At 64.4% G+C, this 17,392-nt stretch carries 16 protein-coding genes; 6 read left to right on the top strand and 10 right to left on the bottom strand.

The genetic code is table 11. The features are described 5' to 3' along the window. Positions 1-29: 29 nt before the first annotated feature. The 7 genes from CH293_RS01830 to mftE all read right to left on the bottom strand — a co-directional run bounded on the left by CH293_RS01830 (position 30) and on the right by mftE (position 7,489). The gene (locus tag CH293_RS01830; RefSeq protein ID WP_037113502.1) at positions 30-521 is read right to left on the bottom strand and encodes a DUF779 domain-containing protein; all 492 of its coding nucleotides are present in this window, start codon (positions 519-521) and stop codon (positions 30-32) included. A gap of 50 nt (positions 522-571) precedes the next feature. Beyond that, on the bottom strand, positions 572-2,095 hold the full coding sequence (gene adh / locus CH293_RS01835) for an aldehyde dehydrogenase (RefSeq protein WP_037113503.1): 1,524 nt from the start codon (positions 2,093-2,095) through the stop codon (positions 572-574). A gap of 117 nt (positions 2,096-2,212) precedes the next feature. After that, positions 2,213-3,505, bottom strand: a complete 1,293-nt coding sequence (locus CH293_RS01840) for a transcriptional regulator (RefSeq protein ID WP_037113504.1) — start codon at positions 3,503-3,505, stop codon at positions 2,213-2,215. Between the two features lie 179 nt (positions 3,506-3,684). Continuing rightward, positions 3,685-3,819 (bottom strand): hypothetical protein, encoded by a 135-nt coding sequence (locus CH293_RS28450; protein ID WP_019663518.1) that lies wholly within the window; start codon positions 3,817-3,819, stop codon positions 3,685-3,687. A 52-nt stretch (positions 3,820-3,871) separates the two neighbouring features. After that, positions 3,872-5,320: a mycofactocin system GMC family oxidoreductase MftG gene (gene mftG / locus CH293_RS01845; RefSeq protein WP_094719176.1), complete on the bottom strand. Its 1,449-nt coding sequence runs from the start codon at positions 5,318-5,320 to the stop codon at positions 3,872-3,874. Further along, complete coding sequence (gene mftF / locus CH293_RS01850) at positions 5,317-6,714, bottom strand: mycofactocin biosynthesis glycosyltransferase MftF (RefSeq protein ID WP_176459887.1); 1,398 nt, start codon at positions 6,712-6,714, stop codon at positions 5,317-5,319. Before mftF ends, mftG begins: the two co-directional genes overlap by 4 nt. Positions 6,715-6,817: 103 nt before the next feature. Beyond that, positions 6,818-7,489 carry a mycofactocin biosynthesis peptidyl-dipeptidase MftE gene (gene mftE, locus CH293_RS01855; RefSeq protein ID WP_255122680.1) on the bottom strand — a complete coding sequence of 224 codons (672 nt, stop codon included), beginning with the start codon at positions 7,487-7,489 and terminating at the stop codon, positions 6,818-6,820. Positions 7,490-7,631: 142 nt separating this feature from the next. Here mftE and CH293_RS01860 point away from each other — a divergent pair, with 142 nt between their 5' ends. From CH293_RS01860 to CH293_RS01875, 4 genes are all read left to right on the top strand, one after another. Next, positions 7,632-8,348, top strand: a complete 717-nt coding sequence (locus CH293_RS01860; RefSeq protein ID WP_094719179.1) for a GntR family transcriptional regulator — start codon at positions 7,632-7,634, stop codon at positions 8,346-8,348. A gap of 180 nt (positions 8,349-8,528) precedes the next feature. Further along, complete coding sequence (locus CH293_RS01865; RefSeq protein ID WP_033189883.1) at positions 8,529-10,046, top strand: NCS1 family nucleobase:cation symporter-1; 1,518 nt, start codon at positions 8,529-8,531, stop codon at positions 10,044-10,046. Between the two features lie 10 nt (positions 10,047-10,056). Continuing rightward, positions 10,057-10,788, top strand: coding sequence for an aspartate/glutamate racemase family protein (locus CH293_RS01870; protein ID WP_094719180.1), 732 nt, complete (start codon positions 10,057-10,059; stop codon positions 10,786-10,788). A gap of 69 nt (positions 10,789-10,857) precedes the next feature. Further along, the gene (locus CH293_RS01875) at positions 10,858-11,469 is read left to right on the top strand and encodes a nucleoside/nucleotide kinase family protein (protein ID WP_094719326.1); all 612 of its coding nucleotides are present in this window, start codon (positions 10,858-10,860) and stop codon (positions 11,467-11,469) included. A 3-nt stretch (positions 11,470-11,472) separates the two neighbouring features. On the opposite strand, the gene CH293_RS01880 is transcribed toward CH293_RS01875, so the two are convergent. Further along, positions 11,473-12,123 carry a Rid family hydrolase gene (locus tag CH293_RS01880; RefSeq protein WP_094719181.1) on the bottom strand — a complete coding sequence of 217 codons (651 nt, stop codon included), beginning with the start codon at positions 12,121-12,123 and terminating at the stop codon, positions 11,473-11,475. Between the two features lie 27 nt (positions 12,124-12,150). Next, complete coding sequence (locus CH293_RS01885; protein WP_037113519.1) at positions 12,151-13,728, bottom strand: FAD-dependent oxidoreductase; 1,578 nt, start codon at positions 13,726-13,728, stop codon at positions 12,151-12,153. Positions 13,729-13,987: 259 nt separating this feature from the next. On the opposite strand from CH293_RS01885, the gene CH293_RS01890 reads away from it, so the two are divergent. Beyond that, positions 13,988-15,511, top strand: a complete 1,524-nt coding sequence (locus tag CH293_RS01890) for an APC family permease (RefSeq protein ID WP_094719182.1) — start codon at positions 13,988-13,990, stop codon at positions 15,509-15,511. Continuing rightward, positions 15,511-16,251, top strand: a complete 741-nt coding sequence (locus CH293_RS01895; protein WP_037113521.1) for an IclR family transcriptional regulator — start codon at positions 15,511-15,513, stop codon at positions 16,249-16,251. Before CH293_RS01890 ends, CH293_RS01895 begins: the two co-directional genes overlap by 1 nt. Here CH293_RS01895 and mftD read toward each other — a convergent pair. After that, entirely contained in the window at positions 16,241-17,392 is a 1,152-nt protein-coding gene (gene mftD / locus CH293_RS01900; protein ID WP_176459889.1) for a pre-mycofactocin synthase MftD, read from the bottom strand. The genes CH293_RS01895 and mftD overlap by 11 nt on opposite strands.

The following is a 17,392-nucleotide window of genomic DNA, read 5'->3' on the forward strand; positions in this document are numbered from 1 at the left end:
ACTGTAGGCGTCCACCCCCTTGTGAGTGGTCAGCCCTGCAGCATGCCCGGCACCGGGCAGGCGTCGACGGCTTCGGCGACGACGATGACATCGTCGGGAACCGGAGGCCGTCGCCCTTCTTCCCAGTCGACCCCGACGAACGGAGCCTGTTCTTTCAAGACGTCGAACTCCTCTGGGGTGAAGGCGCGTCCGCGGCTCAGGAATCGCAGCCCCTCGGGTGTCTCGAGCGAAAATCCGGAGCCGCGCCCGGGGACCACGTCGAGCACCATCTGGGTGTGCTTCCAGGCCTCGAACTGCGAACCCGAAATCCACACCGGCACAGCATCGTTTCCCTCGGGAAGATCCGTCGGGATGTCACCGACTCCGAGCCTCAGGTCCAACAGTCCGAGGAGCACGTCTCGGTCACCGACGATGAACTCCCCTGCCGGGTAGCACATCGGCGACGAACCGTCGCAGCACCCACCGGACTGATGCATCATCAACGCGCCGTGGATACCGCCGAGGCGACGGAGAAGCTCCATCGCCCCGGCGGTGGTTCTGAGTCGGGCCGGAGGCCTGACCACGGGCGACATCAGAAGAAGCCCTGAGCCTTCTGGGCGTAGCTGACCAACAGGTTCTTCGTCTGCTGGTAGTGGTCGAGCATCATCTTGTGGTTTTCACGACCGATGCCGGACTGCTTGTATCCACCGAACGCAGCATGCGCCGGGTACTGGTGGTAGGTGTTGGTCCACACTCGTCCGGCTTTGATGTCGCGGCCGGCGCGGTAGGCGACGCCACCGTCACGAGACCACACACCGGCGCCGAGGCCGTAGAGGGTGTCGTTGGCGATGGAGATGGCTTCGTCGTAGTCCTTGAAGGACGTGACCGAGACGACCGGTCCGAAAATTTCCTCCTGGAAGATGCGCATGTTGTTCTTGCCGGTGAAGATGGTCGGCTGAACGTAGTAGCCGCCGTTGAGATCTCCGCCGAGCTGTGCACGCTCTCCGCCGGTGACGACCTGAGCGCCTTCGCCCTTGCCGATCTCGATGTAGGAGAGGATCTTCTCGAGCTGATCGTTCGATGCCTGTGCACCGATCATCGTCTCCGTGTCCAGCGGATCGCCCTGGCGAACTGCCTTCGTACGGATCGCGGCGAGCGCCAGGAACTCGTCGTAGATGTCCGCCTGAATGAGCGAGCGCGACGGGCAGGTGCAGACCTCACCCTGGTTGAGGGCGAACATCGTGAAGCCCTCGAGCGCCTTGTCCTGGTAGTCGTCGTTGGAGGACAGGACGTCGGAGAAGAACACGTTGGGGCTCTTGCCGCCGAGTTCGAGGGTGACGGGGATCAGGTTCTGCGAGGCGTACTGCATGATCAGGCGGCCGGTAGTGGTCTCACCGGTGAACGCGATCTTGGCGATCCTCGGGCTCGACGCGAGTGGCTTACCCGCCTCGGTGCCGAAGCCGTTGACGATGTTGACGACACCCGGAGGAAGCAGGTCGCCGATGATGGAGATCAGGTGCAGGATCGACGCGGGCGTCTGCTCGGCAGGCTTGAGAACGACAGCGTTGCCTGCAGCAAGTGCGGGAGCGAGCTTCCACACGGCCATGAGGATCGGGAAGTTCCACGGAATGATCTGTCCGACGACGCCGAGGGGCTCGTGGAAGTGGTAGGCCACCGTGTCCTCGTCGATCTCCGACAGCGAACCCTCCTGCGCCCGAATGCATCCGGCGAAGTAGCGGAAGTGGTCGACGGCGAGAGGAATGTCCGCGTTGAGGGTCTCTCGGATCGGCTTACCGTTGTCCCAGGATTCGGCGAGCGCGATGGACTCCAGGTTCTCCGCGATCCGGTCGGCGATCTTGTTGAGGATGACGGAACGCTCTGCTGCAGAGGTCTTACCCCAGGCCGGAGCGGCGGCATGGGCCGCATCGAGGGCGAGCTCGATGTCCTCGGACGTGGAGCGGGCGACCTCGCAGAAGTTCTCACCGGTGACGGGAGTCGGGTTCTCGAAGTACTGCCCCTTGACGGGTGGTACCCACTCGCCACCGATCCAGTTGTCGTAGCGCGGCTGGAACGACATCTTTGCATCGGCGGTACCTGGGCGGGCATAGACGGACATCTGGTGACTCCTTCGTCGTTCATCAACTGATGTGATTCAAGACACTAGAGCCTGCAACGTTGCAACTACGTTGCTGCACTGCGTGCACCTTTTGTGGTGTGCACGAAGCGCGACAGGTCAGACGCCGAGTTGGCGGTCGAGATGCTCGATCCTGGCGCTGACCTGGCCGTACAGTGCAGAGTCGCGGCTGAGCGTCGCCCGGTAGGCCTCCCACGCGTACACATCGGTACGACCATGGATCGACGAGGTCCACTGCGCGAGCAGTACCGGGTCTCCCGCGCGCAGCAGGGCTGCCTGGACCCGGGAGCGCAGTTCCTCTCGGATGTCCTCGATACCCGGGGCAGTCGATCCGGGAAGGACAGGACCGGTGTAGATGCGCAACGCTCCCTCGACATCGCCCCGATCGAGGGCTCGCCGGATATCGGAGACGTCGGTGGTCAGTTCACCCACCAGGCGATACGGCCTCGACGCCAGGCCTGCGCTTCCGAATGCCTTACGCAACCGCGACATTTCGGCACGTATGGTCACCGAGTCCAGTTCCTGCTCGTCGAGCAGTACGGCGAGATGATCGGAACTGAGGCCTTCCGGGTGATCGGCCAAGAGCAACAGGATCTCCGCATGCCGCTGCGACAGCGCGCTACGTCCACTCCCCTTCGTCAGACCAGGTCGCCCAGAACCCAGCACTTCCAGACGAGGGGCACTGTCGCCCAGCGACTTCGGCGAGTTCATCAGATGAACACGCAATTCCGACTCGGCGGCGGCAACAGTGGCGCGGATCAGGGACAACACCTCGGGAACCGCAACCCGAGGCCCGCCGGTGATATCGATCGCGCCGAGAATCTGTCCGCTCGTCGGGTGATGGACGGGCGCCGCGGAACAACTCCACTCGTGCACGGTCCTGCTGAAATGCTCGGCGGCGAAGATCTGGACGCAGTGATCGACCGCGAGCGCGGTGCCGGGAGCGTTGGTCCCCTTGCTCTCCTCGCTCCAGTCGACGCCCTCGGCGAAGTTCATCGACATCGCGCGATCTTTCGCAGCCGAATCTCCTTCGACCCACAGCAACCGACCCTCGGCGTCGGAGATCGCGACGAGCAAGCCGGTATCCGCGGCATCCTCGACCAGCAACTTGCGGATGACCGGCCTGATGATGGACATGGGGTGCTCGGAGCGATAGCGCTCCAGTTCCTCGCCGGACAACACGACCGAGTCGTTTCCACCGTCAGGGTCGACACCTTTGGTGCGGCTGCGCATCCAGGAATCGAGCACCACGGAACGAACACTCGCGGTGGACGACGAGTCCTCGACGAAGGAGCGGTGCGCTGTGGTCACCCGACGTGCGAGCACGTCGATGTCCTCACCAGGGCGAAGGGCAACCCAGGGGTTCCCCTGTCCTGGCGTTCTTCCAGTCATCACACAAGTACCTCTTCTGGCGCGGTCACACTACTGTAACGCAGCTCACACACGCAGAATACAGGCCCACCGAGCCCGGCGGGGATCGCCGAGGCCGGAGGGCCCGTGCATTCTCGACCTGCGTCGCGGTGTTCCAGAACAGAGCGGTGTTCCCGGACCGAGCTGGGTGCCCGGCGCGGTCAGCGCTTCTTGACGGTCGCCGAGATGTCGATGCCGGTGTCGCCCGAGGCCTTCATTTTCTTGTCCGCGCGCTTCTCCTTCAACGACTTTCCTTGCTTCTTGGACATCGAACTGCGAGGAGATTTGTCAGACATGGCGGAGTGCCCCATTCTCTGCGGAACCGAGAATGGTCCACAGACCACGAACTTACGCCACCGAACCACGAATGAGGTCGCAGGCGCGTTCGGCGAGCATGATCGCCGTCGCGTGGGGCCCTCGCGAAGGAACGACGGGGAAGGCAGACGTGTCGACCACGTACAACCCGTCGACCCCGCGCACCGCGCACGTGTCGTCCAGGACGGCGTCCGGCCCGCCCATCGCGCAGCTCCCCGAGAGGTGAAGCGATGTCCCCAGCCTGGCGCGCACGAACCGGTCGAGGTCGCCCTCGACCGGTTCGGTGTTCTCGACGAGCTCGGCGACGAGTTCGAGTCCGGACGCCAACGCCCGCCGGTCGGAGACGGACTCCAGGTACCGGTAACGAACCCGAGGCGCGATCGCCGGATCGGAGGACACCAGTTCGATGTCCCCTCTCGATTCGGGTCGCATCAGGCCGACGCCGATCAACGGATCCCCGGCCGGGAGGCCTGCGATCATGCGGTCGAACGGAACCGAGTAGGGACGGATCTCGAGGTCCCCGACGTGCAGCACAGCCTCCATGGGCGACGACGCACTGTCGGTCGACGAAACACCGTACGGCAGAGTAACTTCCGGATGATCGCTGAAACCGCGTCCCACGTTGGGTTGATCCACGATCGTCCTGATTTCCAGCGCACCAAGACGGTCTGCCGGCCCGATACCGGAGAGCATCAGCAACTGCGGGGTACGAACAGCCCCTGCGCACAGCACAATTCGCTCCGCCCGGAGCATCTGCCTCGCACCGCCGTGGTCGACGGCAACCCCGACCGCGTGCAACCGATCGACCATGATCTCGAGAACGGTCGCATCGCTGCGCACCTGAAGGTTGGGACGATCCAATGCCGGAAACAGATACGCCAGAGCAGCATTCGTTCGCACTCCTCCGAAGATGTTGCGCGGCACCGGTCCTACGCCGTCCTCCGAGTACGGCGAGTTCTTGTCCTCGTCGAACGCGAAACCGGCGCGTTGGGCTGCAGCAACGAACGTCTCCGACATGGGACTTCCCGCACCGGGCAGCACCCGCGACACGGGCATCGGCCCCTTGCTGCCGTGATAGGGCGCACTGAAATCGAGGTCTCGTTCCAGCGCAGAGAAGTACGGAAGTACGTCTGCGAAGGACCACGATGCGGGCCACGCGTCGAAGTCGTCCGGCCGGGCGCGCACGAAATACCCACCGTTGACCGCGCCCGACCCACCGAGCACTCTCCCCCGCGAGACCCGAGCCGCGATACCGTCGGCCAGATCGGCGAAGTACGTGTCGAGCCACGGACTGTCGGCCCCCAGGGGAAGTACACGTGCGTCGAGCACATCCGGCGGAACCTCGTCGACGGTCCGGAATCCGGGCCCTGCTTCGAGGAGCAGGACCGAGCACGAAGGATCCTCGCTGAGCCTCGACGCGACGACGGCGCCGCACGATCCGCCGCCGACGACGATCACGTCGACCGTGCGGCTAGGGCTCATGTGTCCATTCGGGGTGTCAGGGCTTTCAGGCTGCGAGACCGGACCGCCCCGGTCCACAATCCGGCTCCGTACGCGACGTCGTCGACGCGCTTGAAGAACGCATACCGAACGGGGTCGAGCCCACCGAGCTCGCGATGCTTGTACCAGTCCGTCATCGCGTCTGCGACAGCGATTCCAAGCGCGATCCTTCGTATTCGACTCGACAGCACGACCGCCAGAAGTGTGATGGGCCAATAATGTCGACACATCGCCGACGCAAGTTGCCAGAGCCCGCCGACGAACCCTTCCGTCGCAAGGATCGCCGCGATGCGAGTCGGTTGGTCGAGTCCGAGGAACATCCTGCGGAGCCTGCCTATCGTCACCCCGAGTGTCAGCAACGCGCCCAGAAGACCGAACTTGGTGAAACTGATCGCGAACAGGCAGGAGATCAGAGTCCACGGTGACATCGAGAGCGGAGGCACCATGCCCGGATGCCGGTCCGCGAGTGGACTCGCTCCGGTGCCGTAGAACAGCTTGCGGCCGAACCACCGACCGAACGTGACGCGATGATCGTGCGCGACGTTGGCCACGGGCTCGTAGCGCAGCCGCCACCCTGCCTCCTGCAACCGCCAGCAAAGATCGACGTCCTCGGCGACATGCATTGATTCGTCGAACCCGTTGCACTCCTCGGCGACGTGGCGACGGATGAGCATTGCGGCGCTCGGGACGTAGGAGACCGAGCTGCCCGCTCGAACCGCGGCCTCCTTGCGTCCGAGATCCAGCGACGACCGGGCGTGCTCGTACCGGGCCAGAGCGTTGCCTTCGGGTTCGAGGGCCACGATCCTCGGCGCGACCAGTGCGACCGCAGGGTCGGAGAAATGCCCGAGCATGACCTCGAGCCAGCCCTTGCGCGGCACCACGTCCGAATCCAGGAACGCCACGAAATCAGTTGTCGCGGAACGAAGTCCGGTGTTACGTGCTGCAGCGGGGCCTCGAGAACTCTCGTGCCGCAGCGTCGTCACCCCACCGATGCTCCACGCAACCGGCGGTACCGTGACCGGCTCGTCGGATCCGTCGTCGACGACGATGACCTTCAGTCCGTGCAACGCAGGAAGGAGCCGGGACAGCCCTGCCGCGTTGTTCCTCAGCGGGATTACCACGGTGACGTCCTGCGGAGACGGGATGGACATCGGTCGCGGATTCGCGACACCGGAATCCAGCAGTTTCCGCGCCACGAGCGCGGACTGCGAATCGGTCACCTCGAGAAATCCGTCGCCGATCATCGCCGCAGCGGTGGGTGCCAATTTCAGCATCCGAGTCGGGGAACCCCCGATCAGAACGCGCCCCTCCGAGTATGTGCGTACACGAGGATCGACGCGCACCCCGAATCCATCAGGCAATCGTCCTTGACCCATCAGGTGATCGTAAGCGGACATCGCCGCGAAGTGGTATCCGTGGACGCAGAAATTCGGAAACATACCCAGAGCCTGTTCGAGACCGGTTTTTCGGACCGCAGGTTCACGTCAACATACCCCGCTCCGAGGGTTCCCACCGCTTCAGCGCATTCACCGCGAACACGCACATCTGCCCCAGAACGGCCTCGCCTTCGGCCGCCGACGACCCGCGCGGGTCACCCAGCACTCCGTTCGGCGCGACCGCTCGGACACCACCGGAACGCAGCACGGGTAGAAGGTCCGCGAGCGAATTCGTGTTCCCGACCTCGATACGCGACTCGTCCACCACCTCCGGAGAAAGATGCAGCAGCAGTGAAGTTTCGGTACGGCCGGCGTGTGCGTCGGCGCCCGGAACGACGCAGGGCAACCAGGCCACGTCACGCCCCTCGTACCGCAGCAGCCGAACCGCTGCGACCAGCGCACCGACATTGCCGCCATGTCCGTTGACGAACACCACACGGTCCGCCCACCGGCACGCCGACCTGCCGTACTCGACGAGAATCGCCTCCAGTGCGTCCGCACCGATCGAGATGGTGCCGGGGAAGCCCTCGTGCTCGCCGCTCGCGCCGTACGGGATCGACGGCGCAACGGCAACGCCGGGCAATCGCTCCGCCACTGCCTGGGCGACCCGGGTGTCGGTGTCGAGAGGCAGATGAGGGCCGTGCTGCTCGACTGCACCGACCGGCACCGCCACAGTGCGACGTCCGTCGACCATCGGCCACCGGTCGTCGCCCAATCGTCGGTGCTCGGGCGACGGAATCTCGGTCTCTGCCACCGCTCGATGGTATCCGCTTCGAAAGTTCCGTCGACACACCGAACGTCACACACAGGAAACATTCCGCCACTAGCGTGCGCACCAGCGGCACGAAAGGAGCATCATGCCCCCACGTCGGCGATCGGTACTGCTGGCGCAGTTGAGCATTGCCGAACCGGGCGGTGCACAACCCGCTATTCTCGACGAGCTCCGACGGGTGATCCTGTCCGGGGACGCGCCGCCCAACACTGCCATTCCTCTGGGTGACGTTGCCGAACTGTTCGGTGTGAGCCGAATCCCCGTACGTGAATCGCTGAAGACACTGATCGGCGAAGGTCTGGTGGACCACCGCCCCAATCTCGGATACACCGTCGCACAATTGACCTCGGCCGAGCTCCGGGAGATGTACATCGTCCGAGAAGTACTGGAGTCGGCGGCACTCGCCACCGCCGTCGCGTTGGCCGACGAGCAGGATCGGGAGCGAGCGATCGAGGCCGATCGGCTTCTCGAAGAAGCTATTTCCGACGATGATCCCCGCGAATACCACCGTCGCAGTCGCGAGTTCCACATGGCATTGACCAGGCCGTCTCGAATGAAGCGATTGCTGCACATGCTGGAATCGGCATGGAACATCACCGAGCCGGTACAGCCGATGGTGCAGGTCGCGGGGTCGGACCGCGCGTCCCTGCATGCGGATCACCGGTCGATGCTCGACGCGTTCCTCGACCGCGACGCAGCAACCCTGCTGGCCATCTCGCAGTCGCACTCCGCCCGCCTCAACACCGTCATCTCCTCCATCACGAGCGATACCGGGTTGCTGGCGGATTCACCCGGGGACTGACGTCGCGAAAAGATATATCCCTGCCGTCACGCAGGGGCAACACTTCGTCGCTACTTTTTCTTCACCGGACTCGGCCACCGAAGGCAGAGACCCGATCACACCCGAAGCGCTCTTTCGCACGACGTACCAGGAGCATCGATGACAGACACAGCGAACAGCTCGATATCGCCTGTCGGCGACATGATCGAGGCGGCAGGCCATCCCGTCGGTGGTGGACTGATCAAGGACAGCTACGACCCGAGACTCACCAACGAAGACCTCGCGCCGTTGAAGAAGCAATCATGGACGTCGTACAACCTGTTCGCGTTCTGGATGTCCGACGTGCATTCCGTCGGTGGATATGTCACCGCAGGTAGTCTTTTCGCGCTCGGGTTGGCCAGTTGGCAGGTCCTGGTGTCCCTGCTCGTCGGCATCACCATCGTCTACTTCTTCTGCAATCTGGTCGCCAAGCCCAGCCAGGTGGCAGGCGTTCCGTACCCGGTGATGTGCCGGGCGTCGTTCGGTGTCCTGGGTGCAAACATCCCGGCCATCATCCGCGGTTTGATCGCGGTGGCCTGGTACGGAATTCAGACATTTCTGGCGTCGGCGGCGCTCGACATCGTCCTGATCAAACTGTTCCCGTCGCTTGCTCCGTACGCCGTCACCGCCGACTACGGTTTCGCCGGCCTCTCCGCACTCGGATGGGCGAGCTTCCTGTTCCTGTGGGTACTGCAGGCTGCTGTCTTCTGGCGTGGCATGGAATCGATTCGGAAGTTCATCGACTTCTGTGGGCCTGCCGTCTACGTGGTCATGTTCGCGCTGTGCGGCTACCTCATCTGGAAGGCCGGCTGGGGTGCAATCGATCTGAACCTGGGCGAGGTCGAGTACACGGGATTCAGTTCCGTTCCGGTCATGCTCGGCGCCATTGCGCTCGTCGTCTCCTACTTCTCCGGCCCCATGCTCAACTTCGGCGACTTCTCCCGTTACGGAAAGTCCTACGCCGCAGTGAAGAAGGGAAACTTCCTCGGACTGCCGGTCAACTTCCTGGTCTTCTCCATCCTTGTCGTCGTCACCGCGTCCCTGACGCTGCCCGTGTTCGGCGAACTCATCACCGACCCGGTGGAGACGGTCGCCCGGATCGACAGCACCTTCGCCATCGTCCTCGGTGCCTTGACGTTCACCATCGCGACGATCGGCATCAACATCGTCGCGAACTTCATCTCCCCCGCCTTCGACTTCTCCAACGTCAGCCCGCAGAAGATCAGCTGGCGGGCAGGCGGCATGATCGCCGCCGTCGGCTCGGTCCTGATCACCCCGTGGAACCTCTACAACAACCCCGAGGTCATCCACCTCACGCTCGAGACGCTCGGCGCATTCATCGGCCCACTGTTCGGCGTCCTGATCGCGGACTACTACCTGGTGCGCAAGCAGAAGGTCGTCGTGGACGAACTGTTCACCATGTCTCCTGCCGGAAAGTACTGGTACTCCAAGGGTTACAACCCCGCCGCCGTGTACGCCACGATCGTCGGCGCACTGATCGCCATGTTCCCGGTGCTGTTCAACGGCGCCATCGAGGGAATGGAGATCGCAGGGATGGCGACCGCGTCCAAGTACAGCTGGTTCATCGGATGCGGAATCGGGTTCGGGCTGTACTACGTTCTCGCCACCAGGACCAAGCTCGCCGTGACGAACCATCTCGACGATTCCGTGAGCGCATAGGATTCTGCAGGTGCTCATCAAGGTCATCAATCCCAACACCACATCGTCGATGACCGACACGATCGGGAGGTGTGCCCGGGCCGTAGCCGGTCCGGGCACGCTCGTCGACGCGGTCAATCCGACGATGGGGCCCGCCTCGATCGAATCGCACGTCGACGAAGCACTCAGCGTGCCCGGCATTCTCGAACAAATCGCGATCGGCGAACAGCAGGGCGCCGACGGTTACGTCATCGCCTGCTTCGGCGATCCGGGCATCGAGGCCGCCCGTGAAGCTGCCGTAGGCCCCGTCGTCGGCATCGCCGAAGCCGCGATGCACGCTGCGAGCTTCCTCGGCCGAGGGTTCTCCGTGGTCACCACCCTGGAACGCACCACGGGCAGAGCGCAGGACCTCGCCGACCACTACGGTTTCACTCGCACATGCCTCGCGGTCCACGCATGCGACATTCCTGTCCTCGACCTCGAGACCGACCCGGACGCCCGCAAGATCGTCACCGAGGCATGTCGTGACGCTCTGGAATCCGACGGAAGCGACGCCATCGTGCTCGGCTGCGCCGGCATGGCCGACCTGTGCGAGCACATCTCGTCGGAGATCGGGGTGCCGGTCGTCGACGGTGTCGCCGCGGCAGTGCTCGCCGTTCAGTCTCTCGTCACCATGGGTCTGCGCACTGGAAAGCGGAGCGAATTCGCACCACCTCCACCCAAGGCATACGCGGGTTTGCTGTCCGGCTTCGGCCGTCCGTGAGTTTCACTGCTCGGCGGTGACCGAGGCGGCGTGAACGACAAGTGCCGCCTGTCGGCCTATCGTCGAAACATGAACGAGTTGATCGCGTGGGCGAATGACCTCGCGGCGGGACCTGGCCGACGAATCCTCGGGATAGCCGGGGCGCCCGGCGCGGGCAAGTCGACCCTCGGTGGGCGTCTGGTCGACGAGCTCGGATCCGACCGCGCTGTACTGGTACCCATGGACGGGTTCCATCTCGCCGACGCCACGCTCGACGCTCTCGGGCGTCGGGCCAGGAAGGGCGCGCCCGACACGTTCGATGCCGCGGGCTACGCGCATCTGCTGCGTCGCCTCCGACAGGAGTACGACGCCGGGATCGTCTACGCGCCGAGCTTCGACAGAACCCTCGAAGAGCCCATCGCCGGGAGCATTGCGGTCGCCCCGGACGTGGGGTTGGTGATCACCGAGGGAAATTACCTTCTGCTCGACGAGGGAGACTGGCCACTGGCACGTGCCGAGATCGACGAAGTCTGGTTCATCGACATCGACGACGAACTGCGCCGCAACCGACTCGTGGAGCGGCACAGCATGTTCGGCAAGACGGACTTCGAAGCACGGGCCTGGACGCACGGGAGCGACGAGGACAACGCTGTCCTCGTCGCATCCACCGCATCTCGTGCGGACCGCCGCGTTCGTCTGTGAGGGTTACTTGACCGCGTCGACCTCCACCTCCACGAGCCAGCCGGGAACGGGCAGGGTGGCGACTTCGAGGGCGAAGCGGGTCGGCCGTGCCGAGTTGCGCTCCATCGGTGCCGCAGGCTCCGCGGTACCCATCGGCACCAGTTCCGTCTCGTCCGAGTCCAGGTTGGTGTTGGCGAAGAACTGCCGGTACGCCCGGTTCCAGCCGGCGAAGTCCGCGACCGCGGCGCCGGGTGCGTTGTCGAGGAACACACGCATGGTCACCACGTCATCGAGCGAATAGCCTTCGGCTTCGAGGTTGTCCCTGATCTTCTTCAGGACGTTGATGCCTTGCGCTTCGGTGACGGTGACGCCGACGGGGAGCGTGCCGCCGGAGAACTCGTCGGTGTCGACGAAGGACTCGGGAGTGCCGGTGGCAGCGTCCTCGTTCATCGCGGTCGGGCCGATACCGCTCGTCTTGTACACCGTTGCGTCCCCGGCGATCTCGACTCCCTGGGCGATCATCGGATTCGACTCCCCCACTTCGAGGACCGACCTGGCGCCCGGCGCCATGTCGGTCGAGGTCTCAGCGGCCGAGGAGTCCGACGAGCACGCCGCCGTGAACACGACGGCACCGGCAGCGAGCGCAGCGAAGAAGGAACGTGTGACCTTGGACAAGAGATTTCCTTTCGTGGAAGTGAGATGTCAGGACGCGACGACGCGCTCGTGGAGCGCAGTGACGACGTCGCGTGCGGAGGTGAAGGCGCCGTGCTGCCACGCGATGGCATTGGACAGGTGGTCCCCGGCGAAGTAGATGCGATCGACCGGCTTCAGCAGCAACTCGTACTCGGCCGTGGCCGTGCCGCCGTGCGATCCCCCCGACCCGGCCCAGTTCGCCCACGCGCTCTCGGAATACTTGGTTCGGCGCCAACTTCCCGAGAACGAACTCGAGATGTCCTTGGTGTACTTCTCGCCGTGGACGAGAGACCCTTCGGCGAGAGCTTTCGCCAAACGCTGCTTGTGCGTGAGCGATTCGAATGCCACGTGCCGTTTGCCGGAGTTGTAGTAGCCGACGACCACGCCTCGGTCGGAGTTGTAGTGGTCGTAGGGGAACATGATCTGCGAGATGTCGAGATCGGTGTTGCTCGCACCACCGTAGATGCGCTCGTCGGTCTCCCACCACCGCCGTGAGTACTCGATGCCGAGCTTGCCCGACGACGACGCCTTCGCCGCGCGGTTGGCGGCGAGTACGTCGGCAGGCAGGTTGGTGTCCATCCGCCCGATGAGGTTCGGCGGAATAGTGCAGATCACGTAGTCCGCCGAGATCGACTGTGCGGATCCGTCCTTGACGTACTCGACGGTCGCACCGCCGGAGGTGTTCTTCATGGCGGTGACTTCGGCACCGTAGACGATGTTGTCCTCGCCGATGGACTCGGCGAACGCGTAGTAGATGCGGTCCATACCCCCGACGGGGGTGAACATCAGCATGGCCTGGTCGTACCCGAACTCGAAACTGAAGTTCCGTCCGATACCACTGCGGATGACCTCCGACATGCCGTACGGCTCGATCTCGGTCCCGAAGTCGAGGCCCGCATTCGGTTCCGACGAGTACCCGCGCCGCGACGATCCTATGTATCTGCCGTCGTCGGACAGGTCTCCGAAATCGGAGAGAAATTCCGACAGAGCGTCCTTGTCGTCCGGGGTGAGTACATCGTCGAGTGCACCGCGACTCGCGGCCTTCTGCAACAACTCGGACATGTAGCCGTAGGTGTCGGCCTTCGCTGCGCGATAGGACACGGACTTCTGGTTCAGGGACGTGTCACTCTTGTAGTTGACGACGGTGTTGGCATTCTGATTGCCGAAGGTCTGAAGCTCGACGCCGAGTTCTCTGCAGTAGTCCATCGTGATGTGGCTCTGCGGGATTCGAGTCGCGCCGACGTTGTAGAAGTGCCCGTCGGAGAAGGTACATTTCTGCGTCTCCCCGTTGAGATCCGTTTCCTCCGCTCCGCCGCGGATCGACCACACGCGCCCGCCCGGACGCTGCCGGGCCTCGAGGATCGTCACCGAGTAGCCCGCCTTCTGCAACTCGTACGTGGCGCACAGCCCTGCCGGTCCACCGCCCAGCACGACCACGGTGGGGCTGCCGTCGACTCGCCCGATCAGATCGGCCATCGCCGGCGCCTGGAATCGTCTGGGGACCGCTGTCGCCGACGGCGCCAATCCCAACGTCGACATCGCGCCGTAGGCGAGACCAGCGCCTCCGGTGACCCCGAGTCCCCGCATGAACGATCTCCGTGTAACTCCCATGTGCTCTTCCACTCCTTCTGCCCACCCCAGGTAGCCCTGGCCGTCGAAATCACTGGTTTCGAGTCAGGGCAATCGTGGAACGCACACAATTCCGAAATGGGTAGCACAAGAAACGTCTTGCGACTGGTGCAGTGAGAAGCAGTAACGGTTTCGCGGAGTGTTATCACTCGCGTGCGAACAGGTGAAGCATTCACGCAATCCGGGCGCAACATTCCACCGCTATTTTTCGGCCATCATGTCTGCACTGGAACACGCCATCACCGCGTCCTTCGGAGCGCGGGAGCCCGAGCGCCCCGCACTGTCACCGCTGCGCGCCCTCGGCCGGAGACAGCTGTCGGGAATCGAAGTGTTCGCCCAGTCCGTGGCCACGACGGCACCTGCCGCATCGATGGTGATTCTGCCGATCACGATGCTTACCCACGAAACCATGCTCGCCGGGGTTCTGACGATCCTGGCGGCGACGATAGTGGTGTCGCTGATCGCATTCTGCGTCTCGCAGTTCACCCGGAGGTTCTCCTCGTCCGGCGGCCTGTACAGCTTCGCGGTCAAGGGATCGGGACCGAGGGGTGCGCTGACCGTGGGCGCAGCCATGCTGTGCAAGTACTGCGCAAGTGGCGCGATGACCCTGTTCTTCGGAGGGCAGGCCGTCCGCACGGTTCTCCGCGAATTGGGCGCGCCCACAAGCGGAATCGTGAGCATTGTCCTGGTGCACGGTGCGATCGCGGCGGCAATGCTCGCATGTCTGCTCCGCGGAGTCAGATTCGCCGCGACGGCCATTCTCGTAGTGGAAGTCTGCTCGCTGCTGTTCATCACCGCCCTTCTCGTGTTTCCCAGTAGCGGACCGGTCGAGATCGAACCGTCCGGGGCGCCGAACGGGCTCATGATCGTCGCGCTCGGAGCCATGTTCGCCCTGGCCGGATTCGAGAGCGCCACCTTCTTCGCCCCCGAAGCGAAGCGGCCTCTCGTCAACGTCACCAGAACGGTCCTTCTCACCCCGATCATCTGCGGCGCGTTGTTCACGTTCGCCGCGTGGGCTGTCTGGTCCGGCCGCGGCGGCGTACTTCTCGGCGCCTACCAGCACGGGACGTCGACGGGTATCGACGCGTGGCTCGTCGTCGCGTTGAACCTCGGCCTGAGTTTCTCGTGGTTGGCCTCCGCCATGGCATCGTCGAATGCGGCATCGCGGCTGCTGTACACGATGGGTGTCGAGAACGTGATCACGCGCCGAGTCGCCCGCGTGCACCGAGTGTTCCGAACCCCGCACGTTGCACTCCTGATCGTCGTCGGAGTCGTCGTCGGGCTCGGTTCGCTGCTGGCGCTCGCCGCCGGCTTCCCGATCGTCGACAACCTTCGGCTGCCCGAGGACGTTCGCCTGTTGGCCCGGGCCGCTGTCATCGTCGGATACGCTGTCGCCTCGGTAGCTGCGGTGGTCTTCCTGCGACGCATCAGTGAGCTGACGAAACCCGTCGTGTGCGCCGGGGTCCTGGCGTGCGTCTCCGGCACGGCGATCCTCGCCAACCTCATGTTCACGGTGGGTGTGCAACAGAACATCACGTTGCTCGCGATGCTCGGCGTCCTGGGTGCTTCAGGACTTGCTTGGCGTGCCATTCTCCATCGCAGGCGGCCTCGGTCGCTCGACGCCGTCGGAGTGTTCGACAGTGCAGAGAGTCACGACGTGCTGCCCGGCGCGGTGACGTACGGCGAGAACGTGCGCGGCGCGGTTGCCCTGGTGAAATCCCCCGCGCCCGAATCGCGCTGATGGCACTGAGAACCGCACGACCCCACGAGCTCGGAGGGCACGAACCCCGCGCGGTCCAGAAAGCACTTGCGTTGCTCGAAGCCGTCGCGCGTCTCGGTTCGGGCGCGACGGCAAAGGAGATCGCTCATGCGACGTCGACGCCGCCAGCCACCGCGTACCGATTGCTCAACCTTCTGGTCGCCGACGGATTTCTGGTGCGGATCGACGACCTGTCGGGATTCGCCCTCGGTCGTCGAACTCGGGAGCTCGCCGGCGCCGCACCTGCCGCGGACGTGGACTATTCGGAGGTGATCGACGATCTACGCAGCGGGACCCGCTTCGGGGTCTATCTGGCGGCGTACACGGGCGGCCGAGTCAGGCTTCTCGACCGGGACCCCGACCACGAGCTGACCGGCGAGACGGCTCTGGCGACACACGTGCACGCGTCGGCCATCGGAAAGTTGTTGTTGGCCAACCATCCCGACGGCGACGCGTTGACGGATCTGCGCAGGTTCACGTCCCACACCATCGTCGATCTAGCCGACCTCGCGATCGAGCTCAGTCGAATCCGTGCCACCGACCTCGCCACGGAACGCGACGAGATGAAGATGGGAAGGTCGGCCGCGGCGGTGCCGGTCCGCGACGCCGACGGCCGCGTCTCGGGCTGCATCGCGGTGATCGGTCGCACCGGTCGGCTGGACCCCGAGGATCCCACGCTGGTGGGCCTGCTGAGATCCAGCGCGAGCCGGATCAATTTGTAAGAACGACGATGTCCGACGGGGACAGCCCGTGCACGGTCGAGTGGCCCAACCCGAGCACCGTCGAGTCGAGGCCTCCTCGAAGAATGTCGAGCACGTTCTCGACGCCGGACTGCCCGGCCGCCGCGAGTCCCCACAGGTACGCACGACCGATCAGTACTGCGCGTGCCCCGAGAGCTACGGCTTTCGCGATGTCGCTTCCCCGGCGGACACCACCGTCGAGTGTGATCTCGACGCGGTCCCCCACCGCCCCGACGATGCTGGGCAGCAGACGAATCGAGGCAGGTGTTCCGTCCAGATTGTTGCCACCGTGATTGGACACCGACAGTGCAGTGCATCCGATGTCGACGGCCCGCTCCGCATCGTCGACGCGTGTGATGCCCTTGAGCATGAACGGCCCGCCCCACTGCTCACGCAGCCAGGCAATGTCCTCCCACGTCGGTAGCGGAGTCGACATCCACTCGCGGTAGGCGCCGAAGAACGTCGGCGGAGCGCCGCCTGGGGGTGTCAGGTTCGGTGCCGTCAGGTCAGGGATCGAACCCGAACGCGCCCACCGTCCGAGCCACCGAGGATGCATCACGGCCTCCGGCGCGAATCGAACCATGGTGCGTAGATCGACCCGCTCCGGAATGGCCGGACTCCCCCAGTCTCGGCCCTCCGAGAACGACCAATCCATGGTCAGAATCAGCCCGGCTGCGCCCGCTGCGCGCGCTCGCTCGACCATGTGGAGCAGGAAGTCCCTCGACCCCACCCAGTGCAGTTGAAAGAACGTCTGCGGGTTCGCGGCGACGACGTCCTCGATCGGCTTGCTCGCGAACAGCGACAAACCCATCGGAATCCCGCGCGCTGCAGCAGCTCTGGCCACCGCGACCTCACCGTCCGGATGCACCGCTTGCACACCCGTCGGCGAGATCATGGCGGGGAACGACATCGGCTGACCCATCAGCGTCGTCGACAGATCGCGTATATCGGACAACCCCGCTACGTGGGGCGCAAATCCCAGTTCGGCGAATGCCGCTGAGTTGTCCGCAACCGTGACGCCCTGTTCCGAACCCGCCAGCAACGCGGAGTAGACGGACCGAGGAAGTCTCCTCTTCGCACGGCGCTGTGCCTCCGCCACGGTCTCGAACCACTCGTTGTCGAT

The sequence above is a fragment of the Rhodococcus sp. 14-2470-1b genome, assembly GCF_002259415.1.
GTDB lineage: Bacteria > Actinomycetota > Actinomycetes > Mycobacteriales > Mycobacteriaceae > Rhodococcoides.